Source organism: Actinomadura sp. BRA 177 (genome assembly GCF_013372625.1).
In the GTDB taxonomy this organism is placed as follows: Bacteria; Actinomycetota; Actinomycetes; order Streptosporangiales; family Streptosporangiaceae; genus Spirillospora.
Genome location: NZ_JABXFD010000698.1, coordinates 14,501 through 34,035, shown reverse-complemented (window position 1 = coordinate 34,035; position 19,535 = coordinate 14,501). Strand labels below are relative to the sequence as shown.

The 19,535-nt window shown below is 71.2% G+C and carries 14 protein-coding genes; 8 read left to right on the top strand and 6 right to left on the bottom strand.

Annotated elements, in window-relative coordinates:
- Positions 1–24: 24 nt before the first annotated feature.
- From HUX53_RS38370 to HUX53_RS38360, 3 genes are read left to right on the top strand one after another with little or no spacing between them, the layout of a single operon-like run.
- Entirely contained in the window at positions 25–1,152 is a 1,128-nt protein-coding gene (locus HUX53_RS38370) for a hypothetical protein (protein ID WP_176408174.1), read from the top strand.
- Positions 1,149–2,384, top strand: a complete 1,236-nt coding sequence (locus HUX53_RS38365) for a hypothetical protein (RefSeq protein WP_176408173.1) — start codon at positions 1,149–1,151, stop codon at positions 2,382–2,384. The genes HUX53_RS38370 and HUX53_RS38365 overlap by 4 nt, the downstream gene beginning before the upstream one ends.
- Positions 2,384–2,869: a hypothetical protein gene (locus HUX53_RS38360; RefSeq protein WP_176408172.1), complete on the top strand. Its 486-nt coding sequence runs from the start codon at positions 2,384–2,386 to the stop codon at positions 2,867–2,869. The genes HUX53_RS38365 and HUX53_RS38360 overlap by 1 nt, the downstream gene beginning before the upstream one ends.
- A gap of 282 nt (positions 2,870–3,151) precedes the next feature.
- Here the strand turns inward: HUX53_RS38360 and HUX53_RS38355 are convergent, their stop codons facing one another.
- Complete coding sequence (locus HUX53_RS38355) at positions 3,152–5,248, bottom strand: tetratricopeptide repeat protein (protein WP_176408171.1); 2,097 nt, start codon at positions 5,246–5,248, stop codon at positions 3,152–3,154.
- Between the two features lie 165 nt (positions 5,249–5,413).
- Between HUX53_RS38355 and HUX53_RS38350 the strand changes: the two genes are divergently transcribed.
- Entirely contained in the window at positions 5,414–5,791 is a 378-nt protein-coding gene (locus HUX53_RS38350) for a hypothetical protein (RefSeq protein ID WP_176408170.1), read from the top strand.
- On the opposite strand, the gene HUX53_RS38345 is transcribed toward HUX53_RS38350, so the two are convergent.
- The 3 genes from HUX53_RS38345 to HUX53_RS38335 form a co-directional block, all read right to left on the bottom strand.
- A complete protein-coding gene (locus HUX53_RS38345) occupies positions 5,792–6,748 on the bottom strand; it encodes a DUF5954 family protein (RefSeq protein WP_176408169.1) in 957 nt (318 codons plus the stop codon).
- Positions 6,749–6,863: 115 nt separating this feature from the next.
- The gene (locus HUX53_RS38340) at positions 6,864–7,916 is read right to left on the bottom strand and encodes a glucose 1-dehydrogenase (RefSeq protein WP_176408168.1); all 1,053 of its coding nucleotides are present in this window, start codon (positions 7,914–7,916) and stop codon (positions 6,864–6,866) included.
- A 23-nt stretch (positions 7,917–7,939) separates the two neighbouring features.
- A complete protein-coding gene (locus tag HUX53_RS38335) occupies positions 7,940–9,727 on the bottom strand; it encodes a glycoside hydrolase family 15 protein (RefSeq protein WP_176408182.1) in 1,788 nt (595 codons plus the stop codon).
- 231 nt (positions 9,728–9,958) lie between these two features.
- Here HUX53_RS38335 and HUX53_RS38330 point away from each other — a divergent pair, with 231 nt between their 5' ends.
- From HUX53_RS38330 to HUX53_RS38315, 4 genes are all read left to right on the top strand, one after another.
- On the top strand, positions 9,959–12,241 hold the full coding sequence (locus HUX53_RS38330; RefSeq protein WP_176408167.1) for a hypothetical protein: 2,283 nt from the start codon (positions 9,959–9,961) through the stop codon (positions 12,239–12,241).
- Entirely contained in the window at positions 12,238–13,377 is a 1,140-nt protein-coding gene (locus HUX53_RS38325; RefSeq protein ID WP_176408166.1) for a hypothetical protein, read from the top strand. The genes HUX53_RS38330 and HUX53_RS38325 overlap by 4 nt, the downstream gene beginning before the upstream one ends.
- Before the next feature lie 4 nt (positions 13,378–13,381).
- Positions 13,382–14,182: a hypothetical protein gene (locus HUX53_RS38320; RefSeq protein ID WP_176408165.1), complete on the top strand. Its 801-nt coding sequence runs from the start codon at positions 13,382–13,384 to the stop codon at positions 14,180–14,182.
- Between the two features lie 95 nt (positions 14,183–14,277).
- Positions 14,278–14,901: a hypothetical protein gene (locus tag HUX53_RS38315; RefSeq protein ID WP_176408164.1), complete on the top strand. Its 624-nt coding sequence runs from the start codon at positions 14,278–14,280 to the stop codon at positions 14,899–14,901.
- 54 nt (positions 14,902–14,955) lie between these two features.
- Here the strand turns inward: HUX53_RS38315 and HUX53_RS38310 are convergent, their stop codons facing one another.
- Together HUX53_RS38310 and HUX53_RS38305 are read right to left on the bottom strand one after the other, a co-directional pair.
- Entirely contained in the window at positions 14,956–16,344 is a 1,389-nt protein-coding gene (locus tag HUX53_RS38310; protein WP_176408163.1) for an endo-1,4-beta-xylanase, read from the bottom strand.
- Complete coding sequence (locus HUX53_RS38305) at positions 16,341–19,529, bottom strand: glycosyl hydrolase 115 family protein (protein ID WP_176408162.1); 3,189 nt, start codon at positions 19,527–19,529, stop codon at positions 16,341–16,343. Before HUX53_RS38305 ends, HUX53_RS38310 begins: the two co-directional genes overlap by 4 nt.
- Positions 19,530–19,535 lie beyond the last annotated feature (6 nt).

The following is a 19,535-nucleotide window of genomic DNA, read 5'->3' as shown; positions in this document are numbered from 1 at the left end:
GCATCCGAGGTCAAAGGGGGTTCGTTGACGGCATTGACCGGCTTCGAATGGCGTCGGGCCCTGTGCGGGTTCGACCCCGGCTGGTGGGGACGGCTGGGGGACCGGCGCACCGTGCTGGTTGTGGTGGGCTCGCCCGTACCGGGGCAGCCCGCACTGGACGTGGCGCGGCTCGCGGGAAGCGACCCGCGGCTGCGCGTGCTCTTCGCGGCGGCCCCCGGGCCGTCCTCGACCGCCGTGGAGGTGATGCTCAAAGACGCGGGCGCCGCACCGCTGCCCTGGACTGAACTCGCGGACGGTGACGCCGGCCTGGTCGTCACCGCGCATCGGGTTCCCGCGTGCCCGCCGGGCGCGCCGCTCATCGCACTGCCGGGAACGATCCCGGCGGAGGTCAAGCACCGGCCCGCACCGGCCGTGTTCACCTACGCCCACCACCTGGACCGCCCTCCGGACGCCGAGGACGGTCACGTGGTCGGCGACTCAGACCACGACCGGCTTGTGGCGAGCCTCCCGCTGCGCGACTTCTACCGGCGTGCGCTGGGCGTCGGCGGGCGGCGCGGGCTCGTCGTGGTGGCGCTGCCCGCCGCCGGTCCGTGCACGTGCCAGCGGTCACCGGACGTCGTGCGCCGCCTGCTCGCCGAACTGCCGTCCGACCGGTACCTCGTCCTCGGCCTGCCCGAGCCGGGCGGCGACCGGTGCCCCGGGCTCGCCGTCCACCTGCGGGCCGGGCTGAGTCTCATGCCGCCGGAGGCGGACTGGCGCGCCGCCCTCGTCGCCGCCGACTGGATCATCGGGCCCCCGGGGCCCGTCACGCGGTACGGGACGGTCATCGGGGTGCCGGTGCTCATCACCGGGCCGCCGCCGGGGGACGCGCTGCGGCTCCTCGCCGTCCGGCTGGCGGCGCACCGGCCCGTCCGTCCGCAGCTCACCGAGGCGGCGGCGCGGTGGCGGCCCGAGCGGGTCCGGCCCGTCCTCGGGCGGATCACGTCCGAGCCGGGACGGTTCGACCGCAACATCCGCAGCCTGATGTACGGGCTGCTGCGGCTGCCGCAGCCCGCCACGATCCCGGTGGCGGACCCGGTCTCGCCGCCCTTCCGCATCGGCTGCCGGGACGGGGAGCCGCTCGGCCACGCCTGTCAGGGGAGGCTGAGATGAACTTCCAGATGGACGGATGGGTGCCCGGCCCCTTCGGGCTGGACGCGCTGAAGGGCTCGACGGTGCAGGCGGGACGGGCGGTCCTCGCCGTCGCGCACCATGTGACGGCGGCGACCCGGCTCGCCGACGTCATGCCGCTGCTGGAGACCGACCGGCGGGTCGCGGTCGCCTATACGGCCGCGCCGGCGTCGGCCAACACAGGCGGCCTGGACGCGCATCTGCGCGACCTCGGCGGGCTCGTCCTGCCCTGGCGGCAGGCGATCAGCACCAGATGGGACCTCGTCGTGGCGGCGGGCCACGGGATGCTGGAGAAGCTGCACGGACCGGTCATGACCGTGTCGCACGGCGCCGGTCCGGGCAAGTTCCACCCGCGCAACATCGGCTTCGGGCCGCTCGCCGCGCGTGCGGTCAGCGACCTGATCAGGGAACGGCTCGTCGTCGGCGGGCGGGTCGTGCCGTCGTCGATCGTCCTGCCGCACGACCGGCACCTGGAGATGCTCGAACGTGAGTGCCCGGAGGCGCGTCCGGTGGCGTTCGCCGGCGGTGACCCATGCCTGGACCGGCTGCTGGCGAGCCTGCCGTACCGGAATGAGTACCGTCGCGCGCTCGGCGTGCGGCCCGGCCGGCGGCTCGTGTTCGTCAGTTCCACCTGGAACGAGGACTCGCTGATCGGTCGCCATCCCGACCTGCTGCTGCGCGTCGCGGCCGGGCTGCCGCGCGACAGGTACCAGGTCGTCGCCGCGCTGCACCCGAACGTGTGGTCCTTCTACGGGAAACGCCAGATCCTGGCCTGGCAGGCGGACGGCCTGCGGCTCGGTGTCCGGCTGTTCCCGCCGGAGGAGGGGTGGCGCGCGGGCCTGGTCGCCGCCGACGTGCTGCTCGGTGATCACGGGTCGGTCAGTTGCTACGGCGCCGCGATCGGGGTGCCGGTGCTGCTCGGCACCTTCCCGGAGGACGCCGTGGCGCCCGGAACCCACGTCGCCGGGCTCGGCGCGTTCGCACCGCGCGTCGACTGGGACCGGCCGCTGGCCCCGCAGTTGGAGGAGGCGGCGCACGCCTTCTCCGGACGCGTCCATGCCGCGATGCGGGGCGCCATCAGTTCCCGGCCGGGCGAGGCGGCCCGCCTCATCCGCGGGGAGATGTACCGGCTGCTGCGGTTGCCTGACCGGGACCGCCCGCCGGACGTCGAGCCGGTCCCGCTTCCAGTCTCCTGCGGACTCCGGGCGGCGTGATGGCCGAGTTGGTACGGGTCTGGGACGACCGGCCGGGGCCGGAACGCGTGCTGATCGCCGGACGCACGCTGACACTGCGGCGCTCACCCACCGACGCGCCGCCGTGTGACGAGCACCTCGTGGCCGGGCCCGGCGAGACGTCCCGTGCCTGGCTGGCGTGCGCGGACGTGATCGTCGCCGGAGCGGGGGAACCAGCCCAGCTCCTGGCTGCCCACCCGGGCTGCCTCGTCGCGGTGGCCGTCACCCGATGGGCCTGCCTGCTGGCGGCCGGTGGCGTGCAGGCACGGCTCGACCCAGCCTTGGGCGGGACGTGCACGTTGGACGACGCGACCGCCTACGCGTCCGCCCTGCACGCCTGGCTCGTGACAGGCGGACAGCCGGCCGCGCTGACCCGGCTCACCCTGATCCGCACGAACACGGTCACAGCGGTCAGAGTCCGGCATGGCCCGGCGGTGCGGTCGGCAGATCGGCGAGCCGCTCGCTGATCGGTGCCGCGCGGGGGGAGTCCAACCCGGTGTAGATGACGAGCGTCTGTTCCAGCAGCAGGCGCTCAGCCCCCGGGGGCAGCCGAGCGTGCTCGCCCGGCTCACCCTGGTCTGCGCGAACACGGTCACGATGGTCAGGGTCCGGCATGGCCGGGCGGGAGGTCGGCGAGTCGCTCGTTGATCTGCGCCGTCCGGGGACGGCCCATCCCGGTGTAGGTGGCGAGCGTCTGTCCAGTAGCGGGCGCTCGCCTGGCTCACTCTTTGGGGCCGCGGTGATGGTGGTCAGGGGGTGGGTGGGAGGTTGGTGAGGCGGTCGGTGATCTCTGTGGCCTGGGGTGAGCCCAGGGTGGTGTAGATGGCGAGGGGCTGTTCCAGTAGTGGGCGTTCGGTTGTCGGGTCGTTCTGGTGTTCTGCGATTCGGGCCAGTTCGCGTAGTGCGCCGGCCTCGACGTGTGGTGCGTCGGTCTCGCGTGCGACGGCCAGCGACTCGAGGAGGGCGGTGGCGGCCTCGTTCAGGTGTCCCGCCCGCAGGCGGGCTTCGCCGAGACAGGCGAGTGTCCGTGCGTGGTGGTATGGCTCGTCGGGGCGGGTGAAGAACTCCAGGACGCCGGTCAGCGTCGCGTCCGCCTCGGCGTGCCGGCCTGCCACGCTGAGGGCCTCGCCGATGTGCCGGTCCATCAGGGCGATCCCGCGCGGACGCCCCTGCTCGATGTGCACGTCCCGCGCGAGGGTGAACAACTCGACCGCGCGGGACGGGGCGCCGGTGGCGAGCGCCGCGACGCCGAGTCCTTCGAGCGCCGTCGCCTCGCCGAGCCGGTGACCGGCCCGCCGCTCCAGGACGAGGGCGGTCTCGTAGTGGCGGGTCGCCGTATCGAAATCCTGGAGGTTGAGGTGGGCGACCCCGAGCCCTTCCAGCATCCGCGCCTGGGCCTTGAGGTCGTCGCAGGACTCGGCGGCGGTGAGTCCCAACTCGTACATGCGGATCCACGACGGGTAGTGCTTGCGCTGCAGGAACAGGGGCCACATCGCTTCAGAGAGCTGCCAGGTGATGGCGTGCAGCCCGGTTTCGTGGGCCTGCTGCGCGACCGCCTCCAAGTTCGGGCGCTCCCGTTCGAGCCACTCCAGGGCCGCCGGACGGGATGCGAAGAGGTCGTCCGGCGGGGACGCGTAGCGGTCGCCCAGGTGCCAGCGTCCCGGCATCAGGGTGCGGTCGGCGGTGACCGTGGTCGCCAGGTACCAGTCGGCGAGGCGGGTGAAGGCGGCCTCGCGGTCCGGGGCGCGGGACGCGTCCCGCGCGTGCAGGCGGACCAGGTCGTGGAAGCCGTACCGGTCGCCGGGGCCTTCGACCAGCAGGCTGGCGTCCGCCAGGTCGTGCAGGAGGTCCGCGGCGCGATCCTCGTCCGTTCCTATGAGGGCTGCTGCGGCGGGCACGCTGAGGTCGGGACCCGGATGGACGCCGAGGAGCCGATAGGCGGCCGCGTGCTCCGGGTCCAGGGCCTGGTAGGACGTGTTGAAGACGGCGTTGACCGAGATGTCGCCCTCGCCGGTGCGCAGCGCGGCGAGCCGCCTCGCCTCGTCGCCGAGTTCGGCCACCGCGCGGGCGATCGGCCAGCGGCGCCGGGCCGCGAGCCGGGCGCCGGACGCGCAGACCGCCAGCGGCAGGGTGCCGCACAGGGCGACCAGTGAGCGGGCGTGACCTGGTTCCGCGCCGATCCGGTCCGGGCCGATCAGGTGCTCCAGGAGTTCCAGCGCGCCCGGTTCGCCGAGCGGGTCGACGTCCAGGAAGCGTGCGCCGTCCACCACGAGGCCGGTCAGGCGGTGCCGCGAGGTGACCACGACCAGCGACGCCCCGGCACCGGGCAGCAACGGACGGACCTGCGCCGCCGAGACGGCGTTGTCGAGCATGACGACCAGGCGGCGCCCGGTGGTCATGGACCTGAACAGCGCGGACTGCTCGTCGGTACCGGGCGGGATGCTCTCCGGGGCCGCGCCGAGCGCCCGCAGGAAGCGCTCCAGCGGCTCGCCGGGCGGGAGCGGCTCCGTCCCGGAGAAGCCGCGCAGGTCGATGAACAGCTGGCCCTCGTAGCGGTCCTTGATCTCGTGCAGCCAGCGGAGGGCGAGGGTGGTCTTGCCGACGCCCCCGGGCCCGGTGAGGACGATGGGTCCCGGGTGCTCCGCGAGCCCGGCCAGCCGTTCCAGTTCGCCGCGCCGGTTCGCGAACAGTCCGGGCGGCGGCAGCTGCGCGGGGACGGGGAGGGGCGCCGCGCCGGGCGCGGTGATGTGCACCCCGCCGGCGATGGATCCGGCCTGGACGCTGGAGCCCGCGATCCTCCCCGTCAGCTCGTTGGTCCACCGGTCCCGTTCGTCGGGAGACTGCACGCGCTATCCATCCCAGTTGAAGCCGTTTTATGGTTAACGTAGCTGGACGTCCGGTTTGTCAGAATATACATGCGGACGACATTTGCAATTTTGGTCATGCCATTTATCGGGAACGGGTCAGAACGGCGATTGTCCGCACCCGTCCCGGCGTGGTGAACTGGGACGGTGACCGATCCGATGACCGTCGCCATCGCGACCGCCATGGCCGGCAAGGCTGTGGAGGTGGCCGGGGAACCGGTCCGGGCCGCCGTCGCCGAGTTGTCCCGGCGCGTCCGCGAGCGCATCCGGGGCCGTCCGGACGGTGCGGAGGCCCTGGAGCGTGCCACCGGCGACCCGACGCCCGAGCGGGTCGAGACCCTCGCCGCCGCGATCGGGCACCTCATGGCGGACGACCCCGGGTTCGGGGCGGAGGCGCGCCACCTCTGGAACCAGGCGCAGACCAACGCCGCCGCGACGGGCGACGGCGTCGTCAACGTCCTCAACGGCCAGGCGGGGAGGGTCGTTCAGCTCCGGGACGTGCACGGAGACGTCAACATCGGCTGATCAGGCGTCGGTGGGGAGGTCGTAGGGCTCCTGGTCGGACGGACGGGGCGCCTCGGGGCCGTCGCGGCCCAGCCGGAGCATGCGGGAGACGCGGACGATGCGGAACTCGCGGCCGCGGACGCCGAACGAGTGGCCGGGCGCGGCGCGGATGCCCGCGCCCATCGCCTCCCACTCGGCGAGCTCCGCGGCGGACGCCGGGTCGCCGTTGAACTCGCGGAGCCGGGGGAGCAGGCCGGTGAAGTGCCGGGCCAGGCCGTCGCGCGCGTCCTCCGGGGTGTCGCCGCCCGCCATCGGGCCCCAGGATTCGCCGTCGAGCTCCACCGCGATGAACGTCGGCGGCAGCAGGACGACGCCGGGGTGCGCCTGGATCGCGTGCCGCGCCTCGGTGCGGACGATGCCGGGCGCGCTGCCGGCCGCCGGCATGAAACCGACGAGGTTCAGCCGCAGCTGCGCCTCCCACTGGCCGCACGGCGCCGCCGGGTCGAGCGGATGGTCGCGCAGCAGGCCGTCCCCCGCGAGGTCGGCGTCGGTGGAGCGGGGCGGCTCCAGCACCCGGTCACCGAACTGGATGAACTTCTCCACCCGGACGATCCGGTAGCGGCGGTCGCCGATCTCCCACTCGTCCTTCGCGAGCTGCTCGCCCTCCTCCGGGTCGAGCCGGTCGGCCGCCGCGCGCATCGCCGCCGCCGTCGCGGGATCGGGCTCGTCGGGGGCGGCCGTCCGCAGGTCGATGGCGAGGCTGTAGCGGGCGGACGACGGATCGTCGCAGCCGAGCGCGCCGATGCGCCATTCGGTGGCGTGCTGCACCGCATGGCCGAAATCGGGGGAGCCGAAAGCGAAGATCTTCGAATAGCGCCGCATCCGCTCGCCGAGTTCCCGGTCGCGCACCGCCGCGACCGGATCGAGGCGGGCGACCACGTTGATGTGGTCGTATCCGCGCATCAACGCGAAGGTCATGCCCGCATCCTGGCCGGACGCCCGGTTCCCGCGCATGCCTTTGCGTCAATTGCCGCGCCGGAATCGTCCGACTTGTCCGCAATTACGGGCAATATTCAGGTGGAATTTCGGACGGTCACTCGTCCAGCCCGATGACGACCTTCACGTCGTCCGGATGCGGGGTGAACGCCTCCTGGTAGCGCTCCAGCGGGACGCGGCGGGAGATGAGCCGGCCCAGCCAGTCCAGGTCGGCCTTCGCGAGGGCCCGCGCGGCCTCGGCGTAGTGGCCGAGGTTCGCGTTGACCGACCCGACGATCGCGTCGTTCTCCAGCACGATGTCGCGGTTGAGCGCGCCCGCGTCGATCTTCAGCGGACGCCCGGTCGGCGACACCCCGGTCAGGCACACCACCCCGTACGCGGCGTTGTTCGCGATCGCGCCGAACACCAGCTGGGCGACGCCCGTCGCCTCGATCACCACGTCCGGCTCGCAGCCCTCGACCGCCTTCTCCAGGCCCTCGTGGTGGTAGGTCGCGCCGAGGTCGGCGACCAGCCGCGGCTTCGGCCCGTCCGGCACCCGGTCGAGGACGTGCACGTCCAGGCCGCGCTGCGCGCCCAGCATCGCGGCGAGCAGCCCGATCGGCCCCGCGCCCGTCACCAGCACCCGGCGCGGCTCGAACCAGGCCCGCCCGCCGACCTTCTCGATCTGGTCCCACGCCTTGGCGACGACGGTGGTCGGCTCCATGAGCACGCCCACCTCGGCCAGCCGCGGGTCCAGCTTCACCGCGTAGTCGGCCTCGACCCGCCACGCCTGGCTCGCGTACCCGTCGATCTCCTTGATGCCGCGCTCGGTGTACCTGCCGTTGCGGCCCATGTCGAACTCGCCGTGCGCGCAGGCCCCGCACGGCTCCGGGTCCGGACGCCGGACGACGCCGACGACCAGGTCCCCGGCGGAGAAGCCGCTCCCGGACGGCGCCTCCCGCACCCGGCCGAGCGACTCGTGCCCGATGACCAGCCGCTCATGGCCGGGCGGCGCCCACCCGTAGTCACCGGCGGCGATCTCCTTGTCGGTGCCGCACACGCCGACGGCGAGCCCGTCGACCAGCAGGTCGTTCTCCCCGGGCTCCGGTTCGGGGACGTCGGTGACGGCCAGCGAGCCGCCCTTCTCCGGCAGGACGGTCAGGGCGCGCATATGGTCTCTCCCTCTCTCAGTGCTCAGGACCGGCGGACGGCGGGACGGGTGCCGCTCAGGTGCCGCGCGGTGTTGACGAGCCCGACGTGCGAGTACGCCTGCGGGGTGTTCCCGATCTGCCGCCCGGTAGTCGTGTCGTACTCCTCGCTGAGCAGCCCCAGGTCGTTGCGCAGGCCGAGCAGCCGCTCGAACAGCTCGGTCGCCTGCTTGGTGCGGCCGATGCCGTGCAGCGCGTCCGCGAGCCAGAACGTGCAGGCCAGGAACGAGCCCTCGTCGCCCGGCAGGCCGTCCACGCCGCCGTCGGCGCCCGTGTCGTAGCGGAGCATGAACCCGTCCCGGTACAGCTCGCGCTGCACCTCGTCGACGGTGCCGACCACCCGCGGGTCGTTCCACGGCAGGAACCCGACCTGCGGGATGAGCAGCAGCGCCGCGTCCAGCCCCCGCGACCCGTAGAACTGGGTGAACGTCCCGCGCTCCGCGTCGAAGCCGTTCGCGCACACATCGCCGTGGATCTGCTCCCGCAGCGCCTTCCACTTGTCGACCGGCCCGTCCAGGCCGTGGCGCTCGACGCCCTGCACCATGCGGTCGACGCCCGCCCAGGCGAGCACCTTGGAGTGGACGAAGTGCCGCCGGTCGCCGCGCACCTCCCACAGGCTGTTGTCGGGGTCGCTCCAGTGCCCTTCGAGGAAGTCCATCAGCGCGAGCTGCATGTCCCAGGCGTTCTCGTCCGCGTCGATGTCGGCGGTCCGCGCCAGGTGCAGGCCGTCCAGTACCTCACCCCACGTGTCCAGCTGGAACTGGTCGGACGCCGCGTTCCCGACCCGGACGGGCGTCGACCCCTCGTACCCCGAGAGCCAGTCCAGGGTGAACTCGGTGAGCCGCCGGGTGCCGTCGATGCCGTACATGATCTGCAGGTCGGCGGGGTCGCCGGCGACCGCGCGCAGCAGCCACTCCCGCCACGCCTTCGCCTCCGCGTCGAACCCGGTGCCGAGCAGCGCCTGCAGCGTGAACGTCGCGTCCCGCAGCCAGCAGAACCGGTAGTCCCAGTTGCGCGGGCCGCCGAGCTGCTCCGGCAGGGACGTGGTCGCGGCGGCGACGATCCCGCCGGTCGGCGCGTAGGTGAGCGCCTTCAGCGTGATCAACGACCGGCGGACGGCCTCGTCCCAGCGGCCCTCGTAGTCGTAGTCGCGCATCCAGTCCGACCAGAACCACTCGGTGTCGCGGAGCGCCTGCTCGGCCTCGACCGCCTTCGGCCGCGGCTCGTGGGACGGCTTGTAGGTCAGCACGAACGGCACCCGCTCGCCCGCCGACACCGTGAAGTCCCCGAACGTCGTCAGGTCGTGCCCCTCCAGCTCGACGGGCGTCTTCAGCCACGCCGCGTCCGGCCCGGCGATCGCGTTGAACTCGCCCTCGCGGTGCCGCACCCACGGCACGATCCGCCCGTAGTCGAACCGCAGCCGCAGCGCCATGCGCATCGGGACGCGCCCGCTCACGCCCTCCACGACCCGGACGATGTCGGCGGCCTCACCGCGCGGCGGCATGAAGTCGATCAGCCGGACGGTGCCGTCCGGGGTCTCCCACTCGCTCTCCAGGATCAGCGTGTCGCCCCGGTAGCGGCGCCGCGTGCACAGCCCGCCGGACGCCGGCGCGACCCGCCAGAACCCGGCCCGCTCGTCGCCGAGCAGCGCGGCGAAGCAGGCGGGGGAGTCGAACCGCGGCAGGCACAGCCAGTCGACCGACCCGTCCCGGCCGACCAGCGCCGCCGTCTGCGTGTCCCCCAGCAACCCGTAGTCCTCGATCCGCAACGCCAAAACGCGCACCCCACCCTCGATCTCCGCCGTACACCGACCTACCCGTGATAGTGGATGTATGCCTCGCGCGCCCAGTGTTCTGCCGAACTCGCTTGGGATCATGGCCGGATGGTGACATCCGGAAGGGTCGCCAAATGTTCTGCCCCCGGCTCCCCTATTTCGTCCTTATGCTTGCCGGGACACGGGATGGGGACCGGCCGATGAGCCGGCCTGGGGGAGGGGAAGGCGCCTTTGAAAGGTGTCGGAGACCGCATTGCCGCGGTACTACAGGCAAGGCGTACGCAGATACCCGTCGTCGAGCGGGAGATTTCCAGATGGGAACGGGCCCTGCGCCTGCTGGACGATCTCGGCACCACGATCCGGGAACTCGACTCGGCCGAGGAGGGCCGGGACGCGCTCGCCGCAGTCGCCGGACTCGACGTCACGGCGCTGAGCGCCAGGGCGGCCGGCGCGCTCGGCGGCCTCGCGGCGGTGCGCGCGCGGGTCGGCCGCCGCACCGTGAACATCGGGGTCAGCGGCCGGGCCCGAAACGGCAAGAGCACGCTGCTCCAGGCGCTGTCGGGTCTGTCGGACGAGCAGATCCCCACCGGCCGCGGCCAGCCGGTGACCGCCGTACGCAGCCGTATCCACCATTCGGTTTCCCGCGCGGACGCCCAATTGACCATGCATTCCGAGCAGTCGTTCTGCGACGAGGTACTGGCCCCTTACCACGCTGTGCTGGGCCTGCCCGGAACGCCGCGCACGCTGGCCGAATTCGCCGCCCAGCGCTATCCGTCCGGCGACGTCGAATCCGGGGAAACACGGGGTGCGGAACTGCGCGGCCATCCGCAGTTCGGCCCGATGCTCGCCCGGCTCCGCGAAATGCAGGAGTCGCTGGACACCTTCCGCCCGTACCTCACCGGCGGGGTGCGCGCGGCCGAACTCGGCGAGCTGCGGAGCTGGGTCTCCTACCCGCCGCCCGGGAGCGCGTCCGGCGGCGTGCCGGACCGCCGCTACCTCGCCGTCCGGGACGTCCTGATCCACTGCGCCTTCCCGATCGAGGACGTGGTCGCGCTCGGCCTGGTCGACCTGCCCGGGCTCGGGGAGCTCGTCCCGCACGCCGAGGAGCACCACCTGGCGGGCCTGGAGAACGAGGTCGACTTCGTCCTCATGGTCAAGCGGCCGACCGACACCGAGGCCATGTGGAAGCCCGAGGACGCCCAGGCGCAGGAGCTGGTCAGGCGCGCCGCCGGAGCCGTCGTCGTCCGCGACTTCATGACGATCGTCGTCAACACCGGCGACTGCGCGCCGGTCAACATCGACGCGCTCAACGCCGACATCGACAAGCGGCTGAACGAGGGCGTACCGGGCCGGTTCCACCAGGTGGTCAACGTGGACGCCGCGGACCGCACGCAGGTCCGCGACCGGGTGCTGGACGCGGTGCTCGACCATCTGGCGACGGCGCTGCCCCGGATGGACGCCGCCGCCATCGGCCAGGCCCTGGAGGCCAGCGCGGCGGCGCGGCTGGATGTCCTCGCCGCCGTGGACGGCGCGCTCGCGGGGCTGCGCTCGATCATGACGCCCACCGCCACCGAGGAGCTGATCGCCCGTGCCGAGGCGCTGCGGCTGGAGGTCGCGGAGTCGCTGCAGGCATGGGTGGGCAAGCTCCGCGAGCGGGCCGACGACGGCTACGACGATCCGGAGTTCCACGCCAGGGTCACGGAGGTCGCCGACGACGTCCGAGCCTGGATCCTCGACGGGTTCGGCGAGGGGAAGGACGCGTGGACGCGGCGGGCGCTCGGCCAGATGAGCCTCAACAAGGGGACCGCGGCCTTCGCCGAGAGCGCGCTGAACGGCGTCCGGGTGGACATTTCCCGCCGGTTCAGCGCGATCGACGACCTGCTGACGCGGCGCCGCGAGCGGTTCTGGGAAGAGCTGATCGAGGCGTTGGGGCCGCGGCTCGGCCGGCTGGTCGCGGACGAGGGCGACGATCCGCAGCGGGCGCTGCGCGCGCTGGCCGCCCGGCTCTGGGAGGCCCCCGAGCCATGCCCCGTCCTGGCGGAGGCACTCGACCTGGTCCTGGACGTCCGGCTCGACTACCGCACGCGCGTCCTGCCCAAGGTGCGCCGCGCGCTGGAGGTGCTGCTGCCGCAGTCCCGCGGGGACGAAACGGAACTGGCCGCGATGCTGACGGTGCCGCAGACGGCCGCCGGCGCGGAGGAGCTGTTCGTCGCGATCTCCCAGCTCGCCCGGCAGGCCGCCCATGACGCCGGCAAGGTCCTCGCGGGTGAGCCGAACGTCAGCGCGGCCGTCCTGCACGCCTACGGCGAGCAGGTCGAGGACACCATCATCCGCTCCGCCACCTCCGAGGCCGAGTTCCGCCGGCTCGCCGAGGCGTTCCGCGACCAGCTCTGGGGCGAGCACCCGTCCGGGGCCGCCACCGCCCGCGTCCAGCGCCTGCGGAGCGCACTGACGCGGCTCAGGGAGACGCTGCGCGACGCGGCGCCGAACACGCACGGGGGTACGGGGGAATGAGCGAACCGTTCAAGGTCGGGGTCGTCGGCCCGGCGCGCGTCGGCAAGACGACGTTGCTGACCGCGATCCTGTCGGACACGGCCGACCTGCTGGCGGGCACACCGGTCAGCGTCGCGCCCGACGAGGAGACGGAGAGCCGGGTCCGCCGGCAGAAGAACCAGCTGCGCAGCGCTATCGAGGCCGGTGAGTTCAACACCTCCGCGTTGCACGGCAACCGGGAGATGGCCGAGTACCAGATCAAGCTGCAGACCGACGGTGACGTCGGCCTGGAGATCCCGTTCCACATTCTCGACTACCCCGGAGGGTGGCTGAACCCCGACGCGCGCAAGAATCACGCCCTGGCGCAGGAGCAGTGGCCGCGCTGCAGAGCGCACATCAAGGACAGCACCATGCTGCTGGTGCCGATCGACGCGGCGGTGCTGATGGAGGCGTCCACCCCGGCGCAGCGCGGCGCCGTCCCGAACCTGCTCGGCATCGGAGACGTCGACGCGGTCGCCGGCAGAGTCTGGGCCAAGGCCCGCAACCAGCGGCCCGACGAGCCGGCGGTGCTTCTGCTGGCGCCGCTCAAGTGCGAGAAGTACTTCGCGGACAACGGCGGCGCCGGGTACGAGGCGGGCCTGCTGCGCCAGAAGGTCCGCGAAAGGTACGAGGAGGTCCTGGAACACGTCCGCAAGGAATGCCCGGATCGGCACGTACGCGTCGTGTATGCCCCCATCGACACCTATGGCTGCGTGGAACTGATGGAGGCCGAGTGGCTGGAGCCCGTCCCGGGCGAGCTGAACTTCCGCGGGCACTACCGGTTCCGGGGACGTCCGCCGAAGTTCAGGGTCAAGGCCGCCGGGACGATCATGCAGGAGCTGTGCCGGGGCATTCTCGACGGCGAGATCGACCGGACCACTAAGAGGATCGACCACGAGCTGAGCACCTACACCAGGCTGCTGGAGCGCAAGGCCGAGAAGAAGGGGTTCTGGGGCGCGCTCGGCTACTACCTCGGCGGCGAGGCGTGGGACAACCAGACCGAGCGCCGGTACGGCCAGGAGGAGATCGCACGGCGGCAGCGGCAGCGGGAGCAGCTCCACGAGGCCATCAAGAAACTGGTCGCGGCGCCTTCCGACGACCGCGTGGAGGTGTGGTGAGCCGATGCGGGCCTACCTGATGACGCGCGGCTTCCCCCGCCAGGCCGTCTACGACTACAACTTCCTCGGTGAATCGCCGCCCGACCGCTGGTGGCGGCCCTTCGTGGACCGTCGGCTGGTCGATGTGGAGGAGCCGATCGTGCTGGCGCGGGGTGCGGACGGCTCGCTGAGCATGCTGCTCAGCGGACTGCCCTCGGCCCGGCGCGATGTGGTGGACACCCCGATCCGGCACACCCTCGTGGTGGACGGGTTGGGGACCGAACTGGCCGGTCGGCTGGCCGCCACCGGACTCGACCCGGACGGCCGCCACCGGCTCGGGAAGGAACTCGACAAGCTGTTCCCCGGCGACATGGTCGACGCCGTCCTGTCCGGAGCCGAGGACGGTGCCGGAGTCGGCGAGTCGCTGGACGGGCTGCTCGCGTCCCGGGACTGGGCGACGGAACCGGCCGGCGGGGCCGCCGACCTCAAGGGATCGTGGGCCGCGCCGCTTGGCGACCGGGACGGCCAGGCGGCCTTTCTCGCCCGGATCGCCGCGCTGGCGGGCGGCCGGAACGGGGACGCCTTCGTCACACACTCGCTGACGAGCGCCGCCGGCGTCGAGCGGGCCGCGGCGGGCCTGCCGGGTGATTGCGCGATTCTGGTCGCGGACGGGAACGTGCGCGGGATGGTGATGCTGGGAAAAGGCAGGGCCGCCCCGGCGGCTCCGACCCGTCCCGGCGCCCGCATGAGGCCGGTCCCGCTGACGACCGGACTGTCCGCGGTGGTGCTGATCGCGGTGATCGTGCTGACGATCCTCTTGCTCTGATCGACCCGGACGAGGAGTTCCCCCTGGAAGTCCGGAGCGACGACCGCCGGTGGCGCGGGTCGCTGCGGGTACGGGATTGCCTCCTCGAAGGGAAAATGACCGAGTCCGGCAGTGCTGAAGAGACGTCCGTCCAGGGGCGCTTCTGGATAAAGCGGAACACCGGACGCGATGTGGCGCTGGCGCGCAAGTTCGCAGAGAAGGCTCCCCCCATTTTCGGGCTGCGAGCCATGGGCCGGGAAGTGATCGATTTGGCCGACCCCATCGCGGGGAGAGGAGTGCTCGTCCTCGAATTCGGTGAGATGACCGTGGAGGGCGAGTTCAAGGACGGCAGACTCGAGCAGGGCAAGACGAGGAGCTCGGGCTCCTCGCACGCCGTGCTCAAGTGTCCGGAACTGCTGGACGGGCTCGGCGGGCTGGCCCTGGCGGTGATGCGGGAACTCGATCGGCTTTACGCGCACGGCTACTGGCGCGGCAGTTTCGAGGCGGCTTCGTGCAACTGGCGGATCGCGCGGCTGCACCTCGGTATCGGCAAACGGCGACCAGGCCAGGAAAAAATAGACGAAGGGCTCGATGATCTGAAAGCCGCCCTGGCCGGTGCGCCGGTCCGAGATCTGGAAATGCGGGAGCTGGGCGACGACCTGATCCGCAGGCTGGATGATATCGGGCAGCACGGCCGGGCGGCTCGCATCCGGGAGGTGCTGGGCGACCCCGCACAGTGATCGGCACGGCGACCTGGGAGCTGTCGCCGTGCCGGTCCTTGCAGGGTGTGATTGTCAGGGTGCGCTGCAGGTGATGGACGGGTTGGAGACGTTGCCGCTCGGGGCGCTGGCGGTGAAGCCGAAGGAGGCGGACTTCCCGGCTGCCAGCGTGGAGTTCCAGCCGACCGGCTTGACGGTGACGACGTTGCCGCTGGTGCTCGGGGTGCCGTTCCAGAGGGCGGCGATCGACTGGCCGGAGTTCATCGTCATGACGACCGTCCAGGAGCTGACGGAGGCGCTGCCGGCGGTGATGGTGACCTGGCCGTTGAAGCCGTTGTTCCACTGGGCGGTGCGGGTGTAGGCGCAGGTGACGGTGCCGTCGCCGCCGCCGTTGTCGCCGCCTCCGTCATCGCCGCCGCCGTCGTCGGAGCTGCCGCCGAGGGCCGTGAGGACCGCGTCGTACGCGGGCTTCTTGTTGTAGTTGTCGTCGAAGAGGAGCGCGGCGCCCTCACCGGGGAACGTGTCGGGGACCCACGAGTACTTGTCGGTGATGCCCCACACGGTGATGACGTTGCAGCGCGACACGGCGAGGCAGGCGGAGACGACCTTCTTGTAGTCGTTCGCCTGGGTGGCGAGCTTGGAGCTGTCCGCCGGGGTGTTCATGCGGATGTCGAGCTCGGTGATGTGGACGTCCACGCCCAGGGCCGCGAACCGCTGCATGTTGGCCTGCATGTCGGACGGGACGTTGCCCAGGGTCAGGTGCGCCTGGAGCCCGACGCAGTCGATCGGGACGCCGCGCGCCTTGAAGTCCTGCACCATGTTGTAGACGGCATTGCTCTTCGCGTTCTGGCCGTCGATGTTGTAGTCGTTGTAGCAGAGCTTGGCGTTGGGGTCGGCCTGGCGGGCCGCCCGGAACGCCTCCTCGATGTAGCTGTCGCCGATGACCCGCTGGAAGACGGAGTCGCGGCGGGCGCCGGAGCCATCCTGGTACGCCTCGTTCACGACGTCCCAGTAGTCGACCTTGCCGGCGAAGTGGCCGGCTTCCTTCGCGATGTGGTTCCGCATGACGCTGAGCAGGTCGTCCCGCGAGGAGATGTTGCTGACCCAGCCCGGCAGCTGGCTGTGCCACACCAGCGTGTGCCCGCGGATCGCCATGCCCTGCGCCTGTGCGTGGCTGACGAGCTGGTCGGCCGCGCTGAAGTTGAACGAGTCGCGGGACGGCTCGGTAGTGTCCCACTTCATCTCGTTCTCGGGCGTGAGCTGGTTGAACTCGCGGTCGAGCGTGGTCGCGTACGCCGACTCGCCCATGTGGCCCTGGGCGGCGGCGGTACCGAAGACGCGGCCCTTGGCGGCCGCCGCCTCGCCGAGCGTGCTGGGGGCCGCCGACGCGGGGAGCGCGACGGCCACTAGCATCGCGAGGAGCAGCGACACTGCTCCCAGCACTGCGGTGAGTGCTCTTCTCATGGTTTCGTTCCTCCTAGGAGAGTGGGGGTTGAGCGAAACCCGGCCCGCCGGGATTCCGGGGGCCCGAGATAAGAGGTCCTGAGTCCTCCGGTGTCGATCACGATCTTCTGCAAGACGACCGTGGGGTCGACCATCCAGAACTTCAGGGTGTGCGTCCCCGATTCGGTGATGGTGTGGGTTGTGACGGTGCGGTTCACGTTGTCGGACGTGTTTCGCTCCCACTGCCTGTTCATGGTGGTGTCATTGGCGCCGGTCTGCGTCGTGATGTTCACGACCTGCGGCTGTTCGTCATCGATCGAGACTGCGTATTTCAGCCCCTCGGTAGAAAGGACGCTGTTCCGCGGCGACAGGTAGGCCCAGACCTTCACCGGTCCCGTGGTGGTCAGCGTCATGTCGTATTCGAGGCGCGGTCCCTTGCCGGGTTCCTGGCTGGACGCGGTGACGGGGAACGGCTCCATTCCGGCGTCGGTGCGGCCGATTCCGGGGACGCGCTGCCATTGCGCCGCTCCCGTGTCGGTCGCGCGGCTGTAATGGTCGGCGTTCATGGATACGTAGCCGCCCGCCTCGACGAAACCGTGCGTCTTGTACGACGCCGGCTTCTTGACGACGGCCTGGACGGTCACGGTGCGTCCGTCCGGTCCGGAGATGTCGATGGGCACGCGGCTGGTTCCCTTGGGTGCGCGCGACCAGTCGATCCACACCGCGGCGCGGATCTGCTTGTCGACCTGTCCTCGGTCATGGGTGACGCGCACCCAGGGCTCGGCGGGCGAGATCTTGTACTGGAACGGGTCGGACCCGCGGTTGAACACCTCGATGTACTGCGCGGGACCGCTCTGGTAGGGGCTGAACTCCGGCAGGACGGCCTCGGACTTCGCGTTCGGCCACCACTCCTCGGAGCCGTCGATCGCCACGCCCATGTCGGCGCCGTCGGGGACGTCGATCCGCTGGAGCTTCGGGAAGATCTCGTCCGGCAGGGCGACGTTGTCGCGTTCGGGCTGCTGCCAGGGCGCGTTCGGGCCGTACCGTTCGACGTCGCCGTAGCCGATGTGCGGCTGGCTCTGGAAGCCGTCCCATTTCCCGCCGGCGAGGCCGGTGTTGTAGTAGTTCGACATCGCCTGGTCGTCGTCGAAACGGGCTTCGGCGAGGTCGGCGTAGTCGTTGGTGGCCGCCCGCCCCTGCTTCGCGTACAGGATGTTGGTGAATTCGGCGTCCCGCAGTTCGTACAGGTTCGCGGTCGCGTTCACCTGGTAGTAGACGAGTTGGTAGTAGGCGTCTTGGTACGCCTTCGGTAGCCGTTTGCGTATCCGTTCGGCCTGCGCCGCCAGCCGCTTCCAGCGGGCCGTTGCGTTCGCCATTTCTCCGTACTGGTTCAGGTAGAACGGCGTCTGCTTGTCGTCGTAGACGACCGCGCTGGAGTCGGTGGACAGGTCCTTGTCCGGGTCGACGGTGATGCGGCGGTTGAGTAGTTCCGGCTTGCGCAGCGCCTGCAGGTTCCCGTACTCGTCGAGGACGTCGGCGATCTCGTCCGCGTGCTCGGGGCCGAAGTTCTGCGTGGCGTACTGCCGCTCCCATTCCTTCAGGTTCTGCAGCGGCCACTTGTCGGGGTTCCACGCGTAGTCGAGGAAGAACTGGAGCGGCAGCTCGTTGCTCTTCATGTCGCCGACGTTCGCGACCCACAGGTTGCGGATGCCGTACTGGTACGACTGGTGCAGCTGCTCCCACGTGTTGCCGAGCTGCGCGGTGTCGACCCACTTGTAGTTGCGGCCGCCGCCCACGTAGTCGAAGTGGTAGTAGAGCCCGTACCCGCCGGCCCGCTCCGGCAGGCTCCGGTCGGGCATCTTGCGCATGTTGCCCCAGTTGTCGTCGGTGAAGACGACCGTGACGTCGTCGGGCACGCGCAGCCCGCGGTCCCAGTACCGCTGGACCTCCTTGTAGAGCGTCCAGACCTGCGGGGTGGCGGACGGGTCCTTGCCGGTGACGTCGCCGAGGATCTCGCGCTCCTTGGCGATGATGTTCTGCATCAGTTCGATGCCGTCGCCGTCGGGCAGGCTGACGTCGCCGTTCCCGCGCATTCCGATGGTCACGACGCCTTCGAAGTCTTCGTCGACCATGCGCTGGACGCCGTCTTTCCAGTACTTCTCGATGGCGTCGCCGTTCCGGCGGTAACTCCATTCGCCCGTTCCGCCGTACGGGTCGTGGCCGGGCTTGACGATGTTGCCGTCCGCGTCCCGCTGCGCCGGGACGGCGTGCCGGTTCCATTCCTCGATGCCGCGCATCATCGGCGCCTCATGGGACGTCCCCATGACCACGCCGTACTTCTTCGCGGTTGCATGGTTGAGCGGGTCGTCCTCGGCGAACGCGCGTCCCCACACCGCCGGCCACAGGTAGTTGGCCTTCAGCCGGAGCATCGTCTCGAAGATTTTGGCGTAGAACTCGTGGTTGAAGCCGTTCGGGTAACCGGGTGCCTTCCCGTTCCCGAAGAACTTCGGCGCCCACCGGTTCAGCGCCGGATTCTCGTCGTTGATGAAGAAGCCGCGGTATTTCACCGCGGGCGTGCCCTGGGGGTGCCGGCCCGGCTTCACGTAGAGCGCGCGCCGGTGCTTGGACGGGACGTCGTCCCAGAAGTACCAGGGCGAGACGCCGATGTTCTTCGAGACGTCGTACGCGCCGTAGATCGTCCCGCGCTGGTCGCTGCCGGCGATCACGAAAGCGCGGCGGACGCCCGGCATCGGGTGCTCCACCACCTGTTCGAGCGTCGTCTCCCACTTGCCCGCGATGCCCTCGACATCGAGCTTCCCGGACGAGACGAGACGGTTGATGAGCGGGCTCTTGCCGATCGTGCCGACGATGACGACGTCCCGCCCGGACGGCGTCTCGTCCTGCGTGACCTGCGGCTTCACTCCGGTCACGCGCTCGACGTCGGACTGCAGGTCGCCGACGGCGCGCACGACGCCGGGGAAGTCGGCGCCGCTGACCACCAGCGGCGCGGCCTTGCCGTGCTCGACGAGCGGGAAGTGCCCGTGCCCGTCGCGGAGCGAGATGTAGGACGCCGGATCGGCGTGGCGGGGCTTTCCATGGCCCGCCGGCCCGGCCGCCGCCAGCGCGGCGGCGGGCACGGCGGTGAAGGCGACAACGGTAGGGACCAGGGTCAGGAGGACTTTCCACGTCCGCGGGGATCTGCCCATCGACGG

Coding starts and splice junctions, on each gene's coding strand:
- HUX53_RS38315 (WP_176408164.1), top strand. CDS start 14,278: ATGACCGAGTCCGGCAGTGCTGAAGAGACGTCCGTCCAGGGGCGCTTC.
- HUX53_RS38360 (WP_176408172.1), top strand. CDS start 2,384: ATGGCCGAGTTGGTACGGGTCTGGGACGACCGGCCGGGGCCGGAACGC.
- HUX53_RS38365 (WP_176408173.1), top strand. CDS start 1,149: ATGAACTTCCAGATGGACGGATGGGTGCCCGGCCCCTTCGGGCTGGAC.
- HUX53_RS38340 (WP_176408168.1), bottom strand. CDS start 7,916: ATGCGCGCCCTGACCGTCCTGCCGGAGAAGGGCGGCTCGCTGGCCGTC.
- HUX53_RS38310 (WP_176408163.1), bottom strand. CDS start 16,344: ATGAGAAGAGCACTCACCGCAGTGCTGGGAGCAGTGTCGCTGCTCCTC.
- HUX53_RS38320 (WP_176408165.1), top strand. CDS start 13,382: ATGCGGGCCTACCTGATGACGCGCGGCTTCCCCCGCCAGGCCGTCTAC.
- HUX53_RS38305 (WP_176408162.1), bottom strand. CDS start 19,529: ATGGGCAGATCCCCGCGGACGTGGAAAGTCCTCCTGACCCTGGTCCCT.
- HUX53_RS38325 (WP_176408166.1), top strand. CDS start 12,238: ATGAGCGAACCGTTCAAGGTCGGGGTCGTCGGCCCGGCGCGCGTCGGC.
- HUX53_RS38345 (WP_176408169.1), bottom strand. CDS start 6,748: ATGACCTTCGCGTTGATGCGCGGATACGACCACATCAACGTGGTCGCC.